A 15,755-nucleotide genomic window follows, 5' to 3' on the forward strand; every position below is an offset into this window, starting at 1 on the left:
ATGGACTCACTGGACGCATATTTCGCGCGCATCGGCTACACGGGCCCGCGCGCGCCCACGCTGGAAACGTTGCGCGGCCTGCAGCGGCTGCATCCCGCCGCGATTCCCTTCGAGGCGATCGACGTGCTGCTGGACCGGCCGGTGTCGCTTGCGCCGGAGGCGGTGGACGCCAAGCTGATACACGCGCGCCGCGGCGGCTATTGCTTCGAGCAGAACAGCCTGTTCCGGCGCGTGCTGGCCGCGCTGGGCTACCGGGTCGAATCCCTGATCGCGCAGGTGCGCTGGATGGCGGGCGAGGAGGCGCTGCAACGGCCCCGCTCCCACATGGTGCTGCGCGTGACGGTGGAGGGGACGCCCTGGCTGTGCGACGTGGGTTTCGGCGGCGGCGTGCCGACCGCGCCCATCCGCTTCGGCCTGGACACGCCCCAGCCCACGCCGCACGAGCACTATCGCTTGACGCCGGTGGGCAACGAGCATCTGCTGGAGATCCTGCTGGGGGACGACTGGATGCCGGTCTACCAGGTCTCGCCGGCGCTGTGCCGCGACGGCGACTACGAGATGGCCAACTACTACACCTCCACCTATCCGCAATCGCATTTCCGCCACGACCTGATCGTGGCGCGCTCCACGCCCGAGGCGCGCTACGCGCTGCTGCGCAACCGCCTGACGATACGCCGCCCCGGCGGCGCCAACGAGCGCCGCTTCCTGTCCGCGCCCGAGATCGAAAGGGCGCTGGCCGAGGTGTTCCTGCTGCCGGTGGAGGCCGCGTGGCGGCCCGTGATCGAGCGCGCGGCGGCCGCCGTGTGGGAGGACGAGGCCCGCTAGCGGATCGCGCGCAGCGCGTCGGACAAGGCTTCGAACGTCGCGGGCTTGGTCAGGTGCAGGTCGAATCCGGCCGCCAGCGACTTGCTGCGGTCGCTGGCCTGGCCGTAGCCGCTCAGCGCCACCAGCCGCGTGGCGGCCAGCTGCGGCATCCGGCGCATCTCGGCCGCCACCTCGATGCCGCTCATGCCGGGAAGGCCGATGTCGAGGAACACCACGTCCGGAACGCCGGCGGCCGCCTGATCGAGCGCCTCGCCGCCGGTGTGGGCCACGGTCACCTCGTGCCCCGCGTAGCGCAGCAGCGAGGCGACGATCTCGGCCGCGTCCAGGTTGTCGTCCACCACCAGGATGCGGTGCGCCGGCTGCGCCGCCGCGCGCCGCCGCTCCTCGTCGGCCTGGTCCGGCTCCGCGGCGGGCGCCGCGCACAGCGGCAGGCGCGCCTCGAAGACGCTGCCATGGCCCTCGCCCGCGCTGTCGACGCGGATGCTGCCGCCATGCAGGTCCACCAGCGTCTTGACCAGCGACAGGCCGATGCCCAGGCCGTCCTGCACCCGGTCGTCGGCGTGGGTGGCCTGCGAGAACAGGTTGAAGATATTGTGGATGTCGCCGGGACGGATGCCGATGCCGTTGTCGCGCACCCGTATCAACGCCTGCGCCCCCACGGTCTCGGCGTTAAGGTGGATCTGGCCGCCCGGCGGCGTGAACTTGCAGGCGTTGTTGAGCAGGTTGCCGGCGATCTGCGCCAGCCGCACGCCGTCCCCCGCCACCCACACCGCTTGGGACGGCAGTTGCGCGGTCAGCGTGTGGCGGCGCGCGGCGACGGTGGACTTCGCGGTCTCGACCACCCCGCGCAGGATCTCGCCCAGTTCCACCGGCGCCAGGCGCAGCGTGATCTTGCCCTGCGAGATGCGCGACACGTCCAGCAGGTCGTCCACCAGGCGCACCATGTGGTCGGTCTGGCGGATGATCATCTGGCGCGCCTTCTCCTCGGCCGGCGGCGCCGACGGCGAGAAGTGGCGCAGCAGCTCGACCGCGTTGCGGATCGGCCCCAGCGGATTGCGCAGCTCGTGCGCCAGGATGGCCAGGAACTCGTCCTTGCGCTGGTTCACCTCGCGCAGCTCCTGCTCGGCGCGGCCCAGGCGCAAGAGCGCGCGCACGTTGGCCACCAGTTCCTCCGGCTCGATGGGTTCGAACAGGTAGTTGTCGGCGCCGCTGTCCAGGGCGCGCACCTTGTCCGGCGTGGCCAGGTAGGAGGCCGAGGTCTGCAGCACCAGCACCATGGCGGTGTGCGGGTCCTCCTTCAACTGGCGGCACACGTCGAAGCCGCTGATGTCGGGCAGCTTGGTGTCCAGCAGCACCAGCGACGGCTTGTCGCGCGCGGCGCGCAGCAGCGCCTCGGCGCCGCTGGCGGCCTCGATCACATTGAAGCCGGCGCGCTGCAGGATGCGGGATTTGGCGTAGCGCGCCGCCTCGGTGTCGTCGACATTCAGGATCAACGGGTCCTCGGAACGTGCCGTCATAAGACCTCGCGTCGATGGTGGGGAGTGCACAGGGTGCGCAGCTGGACCAGCAGGTCCTCGCGCGTCAGCGGCTTGACCAGGTAGGCCTCGGCGCCCAGCGCGAAGGCCTTCTGGCGGTCGGCCAGTTCGGAGGCGATGAGGATGGGCACGTGCTTGCGCCGCTCGTCGTTCTTGGTCTGCGCCAGCCAGCGCCAGGTGTCGCTGCCGTTCAGGCGCAGGTCCAGGATGACGGCCGCCGGCGCCTCGTCGTTCCAGGCCTGTTCCGCCTCCCACAGGCTGCGCGCGCACACCGCGCGGAACGGCGTGCCGCGCAGGTAGCCGCGGTACAGCACCATGGTGGTGGCGTCGTCCTCGACGATGAGCACGGGCAGGCCGTCGCGCTCCCGCTCCTGCGCGTACGGGGCGGCGTGCGGCTCGGCGTGGGAGGCGGAATGCGGCGCGAGGTGGCGCGGCAGCGTCACGTGGAAGGTCGAGCCCTCGCCCGGCGCGCTGACCACGCCGACCGAGCCGCCCAGCAGCGCGGCCAGCTTGCGGCACAGCGGCAGGCCCAGTCCCGTGCCTTTCACATGCCGTTGCAGGTGGCTGGGCAACTGGCTGAACTCCTCGAACACGATGTGCTGGTGCTCGGGCGCGATGCCGATGCCGCTGTCGCGCACCAGGAAGCGCACCTCGGCGCCATGCGCCTCGGCCCACACGCGCACCTGCCCCTGCTCGGTGAACTTGAGGGCGTTGGAGATGAAGTTGCGCAGGATCTGCGACAGTTTGGCCTCGTCGCTGTTCATGCGCAGCGGCTCGGGCGGCATGTCGAACAGCAGCTCCACGCGGCTGCTCACCAGCAGCGGCCGCAGCATGCCGCGCAGCGCGCTGAACATGTCGGCCGCGTCAAAGTGCTCGGCGTGCACGTCGATCTTGCCGGCCTCGATCTTGGCCAGGTCCAGCAGGTCATCCACCAGCTCGGACAGCGAGTCCGCGCTCTTGAGGATGTAGCCGACCTGCCTTTCCTGCTCGGCCCCGAGGTCGCCGTCGGCGCGGCCCAGCAGCAGCTTGGACAGCGCGCGGATGGAACTGAGCGGGGTGCGGAACTCGTGGCTCATGTTGGACAGGAAGCGCGTCTTCATCTCGTCGGCGCGGCGCAGGTGGTCGGCCTGCTGGTCCAGTTCCGCGTACAGCGCCACCACGCCGCGGTTGGTGTCCTCCAGCTCGCGCGTCAGCTGCACCAGCTCGTCCTGGCGCGCCTTCAGCTCGGCCAGGGTGGCCAGCAGTTCCTTGTTCTGCTGCCGCATCTCCGACAGCGCCACGTCGGCGGGCAGGGCGTGCAACTGCGCGCCCATGGCGCCCACCGCCGCCGGCGACAGCAGCGGCGCCTCCGGCGGCAGCAGCTTTTTCAGCGTCACGGTCACGCCCTGGCCGGGCGCGCTGCGGATGTCGAACTGGTCCATCAGGCGGCGCGCGCCGATCAGGCCCAGCCCCATGCCGGTGCGCGACTGGTAGCGTCCGGACAGCACCAGGTCCAGGTCGGCGATGCCGGGCCCCCGGTCCTCGATGGTGATGACCAGCACCTGCGGCGCCGTGACGCCCTCGACGGCGAACTCGATGCGCCCGCTGTTGGCGTAGTTGTAGACGTTGCGCGCCAGCTCCGAGACGGCGGTGGCGATCCTGGCCTGGTCCTGGGTGCCGAAGCCGCACAGGGCGGCGATCTGCCGCGCGCGCTGGCGCGAGGCCACGACGTCCACCTCGGCGGCCACGCTCAGGCTGAGGACGCGCAGGCTCATGAATGCATCCCCCTCCGGTCGCGCAGCACCAGCACGGTGACGTCGTCGCGCCCGCGGGTGAAATCGCGGTACAGCACGGCCGCCACCACGGCCGGGTGGCAATCCGCCAGGCCGCGGTAATCGTCCAGGTTCCAGCGCGTGTTCAAGCCGTCCGAGTGCAGGATCAGCATGCCGTTCCCGCCCCAGCCGGCGCCGAATTCCTGCACCTTGCGCATGTTGCTGCCGACGATGCCGTTGTGCGACACCAGCTGGCGCCGCTCGCCGTCGTGCCAGGCCTGGACGGCGATGTTGCCGATGCCGGCCATCCGCAGCTGTTCGGCCAGCATGTCGATGCGGACGATGGCCAGCGCCGCGCCGCGGGTGGCGCGCAGCGCGGCGTGCGCGTCCTCCATCAGCGCCGTGGCGGTGCGCTCGGGGCGCTCCATCGCCGAGTGCAAGGCCGCGCGCGCGGCGTCCGCCGCCAGCGGACCGTGCCCGAGGCCGTCGGCCACCAGCACCGTGGCCCAGGTGGCGTCGTGGGCCAGCGCCCAGCCGTCGCCGCACTCGGTCTCGCCGGCCATCGGCTGGCACACCACGCCCAGCCGCAGCGGCGCGTCCAGCGCCTCGCGCTCGGCGGCGCCGCGCGGCCACAGGGTCAGCGCGATCACGCAGCCCTGGCCCGGCGCGCAGAACACGTCCATGGTGGAGGACAGGCGCAGCATGGCGCCCAGGCCCACGCCGTAGCTGCCGGCCGTGGAGCGGCCGTCCTCCATGCTGGCCGGCAGGTTGGCCATGCCGGGGCCGTGGTCGATGGCCAGCACCTCGACGCCGGCGTGGCCGCCCACCCGCAGCGGCCGCAGCAGGATCTCGCCGTGGCCGGCGTGCTTGAGGATGTTGCTGGCGGCCTCGGTGACGACAATGGCCAGTTCGCCCGAGCGCACCGGGTCGAAGCCCAGCCGCGCGGCGAGGTCGCCGGCGGCGCGCCGGGCGGCCGCCACGTGGCTGTTGTCGGAGACCAGGCAGCGCGGCTGGCCGGTCGAGGGGTTCAGTATGGTTTCCATTTGGCGATCCTGACAGTGGTGCCGGCGCCAGGGGCGGAAGCGATATCGAATTCGTCGGCCAGGCGCTTCGCGCCCGACAGTCCCAGGCCCATGCCGCCGCCGGTGGTGTAGCCGTCCTTGAGCGCCAGCGCCAGGTCCGCGATGCCGGGGCCCTGGTCGATGAAGGACAGGGCAAGGCCGGCGCGGATGCCGTTCTGGAGGCGTTCGAGGCGCGCGTCGCCGCCACCGCCGTAGCGCAGGGTGTTGCGCGCCAGTTCGCTGGCGGCGGTGACCATCTTGGTCTGGTCGATCAGGCTGAAACCGAGGTTCACCAGGTGCTCGCGCACCGTCTTGCGCAGGCGCACGACGTCCTCGTCGGCCCGCAGCGGCAGGACCAGGGCGCCTTCGTCGGCCACGCTCATTCGATTTGGCGCTGCAGCAGTTGCACGCCTTTCTCCACGTTCAGCGCGGTCTGCACGCCGTGCAGGGTCAGGCCCAGCTCGACCAGGGTGATGGCGACGGCCGGCTGCATGCCGACCAGCACCGTGTGCGCGTCCAGCACGCGCGCCATGGCGGCCGTGTTGCTGATCATGCGGCCGATGAAGGAGTCGACGATGTCCAGCGTGGAGATGTCGATCAGCACGCCGCGCGCGCGGTCCTTGACGATGCGCTCGGTCAGGTCGTCCTGCAGGGTCATGGCCAGGCGGTCATGCATGTCCACCTGGATCGTGACCAGCAGCAGCGGACCCATCTTCAGAATCGGAATGCGTTCCATGCGTGGCTCAGGCGGCTTGGTTGTAGGCGACCGAGGCGCCCAGGCGTTTCAGCGCGGTCTGGAACGCGTCCGCCAGCGAGGCCTTGGTGGTCACGTCCTCCAGGTTCACGCCCAGGTGCACGATGGTCTGCGCGATTTGCGGGCGGATGCCGGAGATGATGCAATCGGCCCCCATCAGGCGCGCCGCCGCCACGGTCTTGAGCAAGTGCTGGGCCACCAGCGTGTCCACGGTGGGCACGCCGGTGATGTCGATGATGGCGATCGAGGCGCCGGTCTCGATGATCTTCTGCAGCAGGTTCTCCATCACCACCTGGGTGCGGGCGCTGTCCAGGGTGCCGATCAGCGGCAGCGCGAGCACGTCGCGCCATAGCTGCACCACCGGCGTGGACAGTTCCATCAGCTCCTGCTGCTGGCGCAGGATCACGCTTTCGCGGCTCTTCTGGTACTGCTCCACGGTGAACAGGCCGAGGCGGTCGAACAGGGCGCCGGTGTCGATCAGTTCCGTCGCCAGCGCGCCCGGGTCGCCCTCCATGTTTTTGCGCAGCAGCGCGAACAGCGGCTCCTTCAGCGAAAACACGAAGGTGGCCGTTTCGGTGGGCGTGTAGCCCTGGCGCACGCGGCTGGAGGAGATCTCGACCAGCAACTGGCGCACCTCGGCCCACGAGGGCGCGTCGGTGTCGTAGCTTTGACCCTTGTCGACGGCCTGCACCAGCAGCGGCAGCAGGCGCGCCGCCTGGTGGCGCACGTCGGCCTCGCCGGCCTTGTCGCGCCGCACCGAGCGCGACAGCATGCTGCTGATCCAGGCGTCCAGCAGGCCGTCGTGGTGCTGGGTCAGGACTTGGGCCAGGTGACCCGTGGTATGGCTGCTCATGCGCGCTCCGGTGGTGATTTTAGACGTCGATCATAACAGGTAAAAAAAATACATTGAATTTAATTGAACAATTGAAACTTTTTTAACGTGCCACCATCTTCCGCGCGATGTGCTAAGCTAATAATTAGCTTGACACCGGCGCCACGGCCGGGCGCCCCGTTGTTTCTTCCCGGCCCTTAACTTTAGCCTTAGGGAAAGGAGTGACACCATGGCACATCATCTGACCCCCTTTGAATCCTTCAGCGACCTGGCCCGGCTCGACCCGTTCCGGGGCATGGACGAGTTCTTCCGCGAAATGCGCCATCCCGCGGCGCGCGACACCGGCGCGCACAGCCTGATCCGGCTGGACGTGGAGGAGGACGACAAGGCCTATACCGTGAAGGCCGAGATGCCCGGCCTGAAGAAGGAGGACATCAAGGTCGACATCGACGGCAACCGCGTGGTGATCGCGGCCGAGACGCGGCGCGAACACGAACAGAAGCAAGGCAACACGGTGGTGCGCAGCGAGCGCTACGTGGGCCAGTTGTACCGCAGCTTCGCGCTGGACCAGCCGGTCGACGAGAACGGCGCGCAGGCGTCCTACCGCGACGGTGTGCTGGAACTGACGCTGCCGAAACTGCCGAACAAGAGCGCGCGCAAGCTGACCATCAACTAGGCGCGCGCCGGGCGCGGGCCCGTGCGCCGGGGCCGGCTACAAGCCGTAGCTGGCCTGCACGGAAACGGCGCGGCCCGCCGTCGGCAGGTCGAACGGCAGCGCCAGGCCCGGGGCGGCGCTCGGTTCGCGCGCGTCCGCGTTGAACAGGTTGCGCACCGCGACCGTGACATTCCAGTGCCGTTTGCCGTGCGGGCTGGACAGCGACAGGTCCACCGTCTTGTAGTCGGCGACGGGCGCGCGCGCGTCGCCGGCGGGACGGCGCCTGCCGGCCACCCAGTTCAATTGCGGGCTCAGCATGTAGCCGCGGCTGAACCGCCATTCGGCGCGGCCATGGAGGTGGTTGCGCGGCGCGTAGCCGGCGTCGGTGTTGGTGGCCTTGTCGATCGAGCGCTGCCACGCGTAGTTGGCGGTGACGCGCAGGTCGGGGCTGGCGCGCCACGCGCCTTCCAACTCCACCCCGCGCCCGCTCTGGCTGCCCGTGTTCTGGTAGACGGCGCCGGTGCCCGCGACGGCGCGCGGCACCAGGCGGATGATGTTGCCCATGGAATAGCGGTACAGCGTGAGGTTGGCCTGCAGTTCCGATTGCGCCTGCCACGCGAACACCGCCTCCAGCGTGCCGTCGGTTTCCGGCTTCAGGTTGGCGTTGCCCAGCGCGACCGGATTGGCGCCGCTGTAGGCCTCGTTGAACGACGGCGCGCGGAAGGCGCGGCCGTACAGCAGCTTGGCGGTGAGGTCGAAACTGGCGTCCCACACCAGCGCCAGGCGCGGGTTGGTGGTGCCGCCGAAATCGGAATAGCGGTCGTGGCGCACGCCCGCCGTCAGGTTCCAGTCCTTGGCCAGCTGCCACTCGTCCTGCGCGTACAGGTAGTCGATGCGGCGGCGCTGCGGCTCCAGGAACATGGCGGGGCCGTAAAAGTCGGTCAGCGCCGCCTGCGGGATGGGCGTGCCGTTCGGTGCGTAGCTGAAGTTGCGGCGTTCGCGCGTGCGGTACATGTGCAGGTCGTCGTGGCCGGCGCCGATGCGCACGTGGTGGCCGGCGAAGCCGCTGTAGTCGGCGTAGGCGCCCAGGCGCACGTGGCGCTCCCACACTTCGGGCGCGCCCAGCATGCCGTTCGGGAACAGGCCGGTCGGCAGCCGCGCGCCCGGCGGCAGCAACACGTAGGGGGTGGGGATCTCCTGCGCGTACTGCTGCGTGTTGAGGCTGAGCCCCACGCCCCAGTCCGGCCCGAACTCCGGGGCCGTCCAGGCCAGGTTGGTGATGAAGCGTTCGCTCCGGCCATGGCCGGAAGGGTCGAGCGCGGACGCGATGCCGGCGCCGGGACCCACGTCGTCGCGCAGCTTGTAGTTGAGGCGCGCGCGGATGTCGCCGTAGGCCAGTTCCAGGTTGGCGTCCACCGCGCGGTTGCCGGTGTCGACCGGGCCGGGAGCCAGGCTGGCCCTGGTGCCGAACAGGGCGTCGTTGCGGGTCTGGGCGTCCGCCGCCACGACGCCGCGGAAACCGTCCGTCCCGCCCACGCGCACATACGCTTGCACCTCGACCGGGCCGCTGTTGCCGCCATGCTGCACCCAGGCGTCGCGCGTGCGGAACGAGCCGAGGCGCGCGCCGAACTCGGTGCCGGCCGCCTCCGCCGGGCCCTTGGTGATGATGTTGATGACGCCGGCGTACGCGTCCGAGCCGTACAGGGCCGAGCCGGGGCCGCGGATGATCTCGATGCGGGAGATCAGTTCCACCGGATAGCCGCCCCACAGATTGCCCTTGTTGCCGGTGAACAGGATCGTGATGGGCACGCCGTTCTGCAGCACCAGCACCTGGGGCGCCTGCGTGCTGTAGACGCCGCGCACCACATACAGCGGCGCGTGGGTGTTGGCGCTGCGGCCGACGTGGATGCCGGCCACGGTTTCCAGCACGTGGTCCAGGTCCGTCGCGCCCATGTTGGCGATGTCGGCGGCGGTCACCACGGCGGCGACGGCCGGGGCGCGCCGCAGCGACAGCGCGTTGCCGGTGGCGATGCTGACGCTGGAGGCCCCGCCGTACACCAGGGTCAGATCCTCCTCGTCGCCGGAAGGCTCGGCGAGCGCCGCGGCGGAGGGCAGGGCGAACAAGGCCGCGACGTAGAGGCGCAGTGCGCGGGAGGACTTCAACGTTCCATCTCCAGATGATGTTTTTGCCATTGTAGCGTGATGCGTAAGCAATATGGCAATAAGCTATCATCTGAATAGTGACTTGTTGCGCGGCTACACCGTCCGGTCGGCACCGCTACGTGGAAGTCAGGGCAGGCAGACGTGGCTGATGCCGCCGTCGATCACGATCTCTTCGCCGACCACGTAGGCTGAGTCCTCCGAGGCCAGGAACAGAGCGACCTTGGCCACTTCGTCCGGCGTGCCGAAGCGCTTGATCGGCGAGCGGCCGCTGATGTCGGCCTTGACGGCGCTGTGCACTTCGGCCGGCAGCGGGAGGCGCTGGAAGCCACCGGTATCGATCGGGCCGGGGCAGATAGCGTTGATCCGAATACCCTGTGGGATCAGGGCCAGTGACAGTGACTGCACCAGCGAGCGCAGCGCGGCTTTGCTGGCGCCGTAGACGCTGAAGGCGGGCGAACCGGTCTGGTTGGTGATCGAGGTGGTGACGACAATGGTGCTGCCGGCGCCCATCAGTGGCAGGGCCTTCTGGATGGTGAAGAACTCACCCTTGAAATTGACATCGACGACCTCGTCAAACATGGCCTCGGTGACAAGCTCGATTGGAGCGGGGTTGGTCACGGCGGCGTTCAGGAACAGCACGTCGAGGCGGCCGTAATGCTCCCTAACCCGCGTCATCAAGTCGTCGATATCCTTCAGATTGCCTGCTTCGCTGCGCAGGACCAAGGCGCCGCCGCCGAATTCCTCGGCGGCTTCAGCGATTCGGCCAGGATCGCGGCCGGTGAGGACCAGTTGCGCACCCTGTTCACGGAACAGGCGCGCGGCCGCCAGCCCGATGCCGCTGGTGCCGCCGGTGATCAGAGCGATTTTACCTTCCAGTTTTTTCATGAGGCCTCTTTCGTTTCAAATTAAAGCCTGTAGATGGCGCGCACGTAAATAGAGCGCGGCGCCATCGGCAGGTCGTTTGGAATCACGGCCGGCGCCACGCTTGGCTCACGCACATCCGCGTTGAACATATTGCGAATCGCGATCGAGAAGTCCCAGTTGGCGATGTTCCGGCCGGAACTGAGCGACAGGTCAAACGTGGTGTAATTGGGTACTTTGGGACGCATGTCGCCGGCGGAGCGGTAACGATCCGCCACCCGGTTGAGCTGCGGACTGAGGACACCTATGCCAGGAATCCGGATATCGACACGGCCGTTGAAATGGTGGCGCGGCGCGTAACCGGCGTCGTGGTTCGTGACAGTGTCGATCGAGCGCTGGTAGGCGTAACTGGCCGCCACGTGCACGGAGCGCGAGGCTTCCCATACGGCTTCAAGCTCGAGGCCCTTGCCGTCCTGGTTGCCTGTATTGCTAAAGGTGGTTCCAGGACCGGCCGAGTTGGCGTTGGCGATGGCGCGGATAATGTCTTGCATCGAATACTTGAAGACATTTAAGTTCAATTGCAGGTCTTTGCTTGCCTGCCAGGCGAACGCCGCTTCCAGCGTGCCGATGGTTTCAGGCTGCAAGTTCGGATTGCCGCGATTGACCGGATTGTTAATGCCGAATTCCTCGTTGAACGATGGAGCCCGGAAGGCGCGGCCATACAGCAGCTTGGCGGTCAGATCCAACGCCGCATCCCAAACCACGGCGAGGCGCGGGTTGGTGGTGCCGCCGAAATCGGAATAGCGGTCATGGCGCACGCCCGCGGTCAGTGTCCAGTCGCGTGCGAAGCGCCATTCGTCCTGGGCGTTGATGTAGCTGATCTTGCGTCGTTGTGGCAGCAGAAAGGGCTGGATCTGCGAGTAGTCGATCACCGGCCCCGTCGGGACCGGGACACCGGCGGCATTGAAGATATAGTTCTTGAAGGTCGCCGTGTGATACATGTTCAGGTTGTCGTGGCCGACTCCGATCCGCACCTTGTGGCCGCCGAAACCGGAATACATGGCGAACGCCGACACACGGATCTGTCGCTCGGAAGTGTCCGGGTGGCCAATGAATCCATCGGGGAACAGACCGGTCGGGAAGCGGGTGCCCGGCGGCGAAAGGCGCAGGTCGGTCGTGATGCGCTGCTTGTATTGCAGCGCGCTGGCGGTGACGCCGACGCTCCAGTCGTCGGCGAACTCGGCGTCGGTCCAGCCGATGTCAGTGGTGATGCGTTCGCTGCGCTCCTTGCCCACCGGATCGAGGGCGGAGGCGACGCCGGCACCCGTTCCCATATCGGACCGGAGTTTGTAGCCAGCTCTGAGACGCCATTTGTCCAACCCCAGGTCAAGATTGCCATCGATGGAGTCATATCCGACATTGACAGGACCCGGCGCAAGCGAGGCATTGGTGCCGAAGATCTTGTCGCGCGCGGTTTGTGCATCCGCCGTGATGATTTCACGGAAGCCGTCCGTGCCGCCAACGCGCAGATAGGCGGCGACGTCGACCGAACCCAGCTTGCCGCCATGCTGCAGCCAGGCGTCGCGTGTCTTGAACGAGCCGCTACCGACGGCGAACTGGGTACCCTGCGTCTCCGCCGCGCCTTTGGTGATGATGTTGATCACGCCGCTGTAGGCGTCGGCCCCGTACAAGGCCGAGCCCGGGCCTCGAATGATTTCAATGCGCGCGATATGCTCGAGTGGATAGCCCCCCCACAACGGGCCGCGGCTACCGGTCAGCAGCGTGGTCATTGGCACTCCGTTTTGCAGCACCAGGATTTGCGCGTTGGTGGCGCTGTAGATGCCCCGCGTGACATAAAGCGGTTCGTAGTTGAGGGCCGCTCGGGCTACATGCATGCCTGGCACCGTTTCCAAGACCTGATCCAGGTCGGTCGCCCCCATCGTTGCGATTTCCTCGGCGGTGATCACGGTGGCGACAGCCGGAGCGCGGCGAAGAGGCTGGGCGGTGCCGGTGGCGATACTGACGGATGACTTGTCGCCATAAATCATGGCCAGTTCATCTTCTTCGCTGAGATCAGTCGGTGCGCCGACAGCCGATTGCAGAGGGAGGGTTGTAACGAAGAGGATAGGTACGCAATAGATCAATCGCATGTTGTGCTTCCGCTTTATAGGGCTGGCATCGTTTTAGTTTTTGCACGAAGAAAGGCGAGACGCCTCGATCAGTCGTCCAGCCACCCTCTGCTTGCGTCGTGGATTCTCGCATACAAGGAAGCTGGTGCATAGGTAAACGCGGTGACAAAACAACATGCCAGCCAGGGCGGGTTGACGCGGCGCGGATTGCGGAGCTAGTGTGGGGGGCGGCCGGACCTCGGCCGCCGTGGGGCGCATCCTCTACCCGCCCCTGTCAGCCTCGCCCCGATTCATAGGCGATCCCATGGTGCTCCCTGGCGAACATCATGCGCGCATCGACTTCCTGGGCGGTGAGACCGAAGTCATCCAGACTGTAGCGATGACCGCCATGGTGGCCTTCGCTATGCGTCAGCCAGTCCGCCATGGCTTGCTCGGCTTCGGCGCTCAAGTCCATGCCGGCGAAGTCGTAGATACTGCGCATCGCGGCCCGCCAGTCGCGGTTTATCGCTTCATAATGGACGTCCAGTTGCTGCGCGTGCGGCATGGTTGCGCGCTGCGCGACGCAGCGGCCCGCGGCCTGCTCGCAGAAGTCCAGCCACAGGTCGCGTACTTGACGGCGGCAGTTGGCGTCCGTGTGCTGGACCGCGAAGTGCCACATCAGGGACATGGTCGAGGCGACCGTCTTGATGGGGTCACGATGGGTAAAAACCAGCTTCGCATCCGGGAACACCGCCAGGAGGGTGTCGAGGTTGAGCATGTGCTGCGGGTTTTTCAACACCCAGCGCTTGCCCTCCGGCTCGCCGCGCGACCATGAAATCAGCTTGAGCAAGTCCGCCATGTAGCGATAGGCGGCCGTTTTGTCAAAGGTCAGAAACCATTGGTAATAGCTGTCGATGCCGCTGTACAGGCCCAGGGGCGAGAAGCCGCACCATGAGCTGTCGAGCAGGTGCATTTCTTCCTCGGCCCAGTCGGCGTCCATGGGGTGGCCAAGAAACGCGCCGGGATACAGGATGTCCGCAGTGGCCAATGCCTGCTTGACCTCGGCGTGGCGCTCGGACTTGCCCAGGTCTGGCTGGCCGATACGGGGAGCGGGGTTGAGACCTTCCCACGTCCGCAGGTGCGATAGCCGGCTGTCGGTCGCCATCATGCGTTGCAGGCGTGTGGTGCCGGAGCGGTGCGGGCCGACGATGATGATCGGCGCCGAGATCTCGCGCTGCAGGATCTCGGGGTGGGCCTCGAAGCAGGCGTTGGCCCACAGCCGGTTCTTCAGAAAACCGATGGCGTTTTGCTGGACGCTGAGGCGGCCGAAGGCATTGAGCGAGGCGTCGGTCTTCACGGAGGCGAGCAGCGCGCTCAAGCCCGGCAGGAAGCAGTCGTCGCCGAAGCGTTCCAAGCCGGTTTGCTCGCGCGCGGCGGCCATCAGGGCCTCAACCGTCAGGTCACCCGGCTGCACGCCCGGGGTTGCGGCGTTAATCGCCTGTACCTCAGGCGGGTGATAGGTGGAACTTGGCTTGTTGTCCATATGGGGTATTCTGGAAAGGAAGAGGAGTGGCGTGGACGAGGGGTCTTATTTCCATTCGCGGCTGGCCGCACCGTCGTATTCGATCGAGGCGCAGCGCAGCGGAAAGGTGGCGCCGGTCGGCCGCTCAAGCGCTTCCAGATAGCACGGGACCATGCCGGCCACGAAAGAGGGCTGCATGTAGAGGTAGCATTCCATCGGCGACAAGCCCATATCAAGCGGAATGGCCACAACGACAGATGAATAGGTCATGGGCAGGCGCCGGCCCAGGATGCGTTCGAGCACAATTTCGATGTCGAAGGCGAGTTGGAGGTGCGGGCCCATGGGAATGCCTTCCCGCTCCATCGCCGCGAGTGTGACCGGGGTGCGTTCGTCGACAAAATTCACCGCGACCGGGCGGCCATAACCCATCAGGCGAGGATGGCGGGCCAACTCCTCGCGAACGATCTGTTCGAGATCCTCGCCGCTGTTCCTGCGCGCCAGCGCGCGCACCAGGAAGTCGGCGGCGCCGGCTTCCGGCTGGCGCCCGAAAATGGCCGCCTCCGATGCCGCCAGCCCGGCCCCCAGACCCTGAGCCGCCGTGCCGCGGCTGCTGCCGGTCAGCGCCACGACCCGGTTGCACCACAGGCGCGCGTCGGGATAGCTCGTGTACACCCAGATTGTTTGCAGGACCTTCAACTCCGGCGCGCTGAGCCGGCGCCCGGTGATGCTGAAGATATACAGGTCGATCCAGTCGGCCTGTTCAAAGGCGGTGTGCAGGTCCAGACCGCGAAACACGGCGCGCTCTCCGGGAAAGGCCTTCCCGACGCGAGTGGGCATGGTTCCCTCGAACTGCTGCAGTACATTGTCCTTGCTCATGGCGTTTCCTTGCGTTGGACGGGACCGGGATCGTTCTCCAGTGCCATCTCGAAAAATGGGAATTGACGAAAGCCGCGTTGCGTCTGCTCGAGGGCGTGAACCGCCGCGCCGGGCAAGCGCCACAGCAGTGTGAACATCTCGCCCTCGGCGGGCGTGAGGCCGAGGTCGGCGAACGCGGCGGCGACGACTCCGGTTTGCGCGAGTGGCAATCCGCATGCTTGTTCCAGCGTGGAGCGTTGGGCGTCGAGCCAAGCCAGTTGGCCGGCGGGTAGCTTGGCGCGCAGGGCGGCCATCAACTGCAGCACGGGTGTGGCGCAGCTTGCCCCGTGCGGATCGAAGCCGGGGGGATGCCCGGCCTGCGGCCAGAACAGCGGCCGGTTTTCCACCGGCGCGGCCAGGCGCGCCAGCCAAAGGTCCAGGTCGGTGCCGCAATCGGCCCAGCTTTGCATGGCCAACAGCACCTCGCGCGCGCCGCCGGCGCCGCCCGCGCCGGCGGCGATGGCGGCCATCAGCGAGGAGGAGGCCGGCGTGCCGGTGGCGCCCGTGGCCATCGCCGCGTGCACCGATGGATCGCGCGGGCCCGGGTTGGCCAGCGCCACCGCCAGGATCTCGAAAGCGCCTGCCGCCGCGGCGCTTGGCCGCTCGCCTTTGAGCAGCAGGTAGAGGTATTCGATGTAGCTGGCCTTGCCAAGCAACTGGCCGTACACGTCGTAGCCGTGGCAGCGGCACAGCGCCGCCGCGAACGGGTTGTCCGGCTCGGCCTGTTCCTGCCAGATGCGGGTGTGGACCACCTCGCTGAAGTTGTCGCTCAT

The 15,755-nt window shown here is 67.6% G+C and carries 14 protein-coding genes; 2 read left to right on the forward strand and 12 right to left on the reverse strand.

Going from position 1 to position 15,755, the window contains the following annotated elements; all coding sequences use genetic code 11:
* On the forward strand, window positions 1-825 hold the full coding sequence (locus tag BM436_RS07980) for an arylamine N-acetyltransferase family protein (protein WP_093554980.1): 825 nt from the start codon (window positions 1-3) through the stop codon (window positions 823-825).
* On the opposite strand, the gene BM436_RS07985 is transcribed toward BM436_RS07980, so the two are convergent.
* From BM436_RS07985 to BM436_RS08010, 6 genes are read right to left on the reverse strand one after another with little or no spacing between them, the layout of a single operon-like run.
* Complete coding sequence (locus tag BM436_RS07985) at window positions 822-2,342, reverse strand: ATP-binding response regulator (RefSeq protein ID WP_093554981.1); 1,521 nt, start codon at window positions 2,340-2,342, stop codon at window positions 822-824. The two genes, BM436_RS07980 and BM436_RS07985, sit on opposite strands and share 4 nt — an antisense overlap.
* A complete protein-coding gene (locus BM436_RS07990) occupies window positions 2,339-4,114 on the reverse strand; it encodes an ATP-binding protein (protein WP_093554982.1) in 1,776 nt (591 codons plus the stop codon). The genes BM436_RS07985 and BM436_RS07990 overlap by 4 nt, the downstream gene beginning before the upstream one ends.
* Complete coding sequence (locus tag BM436_RS07995; protein ID WP_093554983.1) at window positions 4,111-5,154, reverse strand: ATP-binding SpoIIE family protein phosphatase; 1,044 nt, start codon at window positions 5,152-5,154, stop codon at window positions 4,111-4,113. Before BM436_RS07995 ends, BM436_RS07990 begins: the two co-directional genes overlap by 4 nt.
* Window positions 5,139-5,555, reverse strand: coding sequence for an ATP-binding protein (locus BM436_RS08000; protein WP_093554984.1), 417 nt, complete (start codon window positions 5,553-5,555; stop codon window positions 5,139-5,141). Before BM436_RS08000 ends, BM436_RS07995 begins: the two co-directional genes overlap by 16 nt.
* Window positions 5,552-5,908, reverse strand: a complete 357-nt coding sequence (locus tag BM436_RS08005) for an STAS domain-containing protein (RefSeq protein WP_093554985.1) — start codon at window positions 5,906-5,908, stop codon at window positions 5,552-5,554. Before BM436_RS08005 ends, BM436_RS08000 begins: the two co-directional genes overlap by 4 nt.
* Window positions 5,909-5,915: 7 nt before the next feature.
* Window positions 5,916-6,779, reverse strand: coding sequence for an STAS domain-containing protein (locus BM436_RS08010; RefSeq protein WP_093554986.1), 864 nt, complete (start codon window positions 6,777-6,779; stop codon window positions 5,916-5,918).
* Between the two features lie 208 nt (window positions 6,780-6,987).
* On the opposite strand from BM436_RS08010, the gene BM436_RS08015 reads away from it, so the two are divergent.
* Window positions 6,988-7,434, forward strand: coding sequence for an Hsp20/alpha crystallin family protein (locus tag BM436_RS08015; protein WP_093554987.1), 447 nt, complete (start codon window positions 6,988-6,990; stop codon window positions 7,432-7,434).
* Window positions 7,435-7,470: 36 nt separating this feature from the next.
* Here the strand turns inward: BM436_RS08015 and BM436_RS08020 are convergent, their stop codons facing one another.
* The 6 genes from BM436_RS08020 to BM436_RS08045 all read right to left on the reverse strand — a co-directional run bounded on the left by BM436_RS08020 (window position 7,471) and on the right by BM436_RS08045 (window position 15,755).
* The gene (locus BM436_RS08020) at window positions 7,471-9,576 is read right to left on the reverse strand and encodes a TonB-dependent receptor plug domain-containing protein (RefSeq protein WP_229489587.1); all 2,106 of its coding nucleotides are present in this window, start codon (window positions 9,574-9,576) and stop codon (window positions 7,471-7,473) included.
* A 126-nt stretch (window positions 9,577-9,702) separates the two neighbouring features.
* The gene (locus BM436_RS08025) at window positions 9,703-10,461 is read right to left on the reverse strand and encodes an SDR family oxidoreductase (protein ID WP_093554989.1); all 759 of its coding nucleotides are present in this window, start codon (window positions 10,459-10,461) and stop codon (window positions 9,703-9,705) included.
* Between the two features lie 20 nt (window positions 10,462-10,481).
* On the reverse strand, window positions 10,482-12,587 hold the full coding sequence (locus BM436_RS08030; RefSeq protein WP_093554990.1) for a TonB-dependent receptor plug domain-containing protein: 2,106 nt from the start codon (window positions 12,585-12,587) through the stop codon (window positions 10,482-10,484).
* A 253-nt stretch (window positions 12,588-12,840) separates the two neighbouring features.
* Window positions 12,841-14,088, reverse strand: coding sequence for a sulfotransferase family protein (locus BM436_RS08035; RefSeq protein ID WP_093554991.1), 1,248 nt, complete (start codon window positions 14,086-14,088; stop codon window positions 12,841-12,843).
* A gap of 45 nt (window positions 14,089-14,133) precedes the next feature.
* Window positions 14,134-14,943 carry a citrate synthase family protein gene (locus BM436_RS08040; protein ID WP_093554992.1) on the reverse strand — a complete coding sequence of 270 codons (810 nt, stop codon included), beginning with the start codon at window positions 14,941-14,943 and terminating at the stop codon, window positions 14,134-14,136.
* Window positions 14,940-15,755: a citrate synthase family protein gene (locus BM436_RS08045; protein WP_093554993.1), complete on the reverse strand. Its 816-nt coding sequence runs from the start codon at window positions 15,753-15,755 to the stop codon at window positions 14,940-14,942. Before BM436_RS08045 ends, BM436_RS08040 begins: the two co-directional genes overlap by 4 nt.

The sequence above is a fragment of the Pseudoduganella namucuonensis genome, from assembly GCF_900116645.1.
In the GTDB taxonomy this organism is placed as follows: Bacteria; Pseudomonadota; Gammaproteobacteria; order Burkholderiales; family Burkholderiaceae_D; genus Rugamonas; species Rugamonas namucuonensis.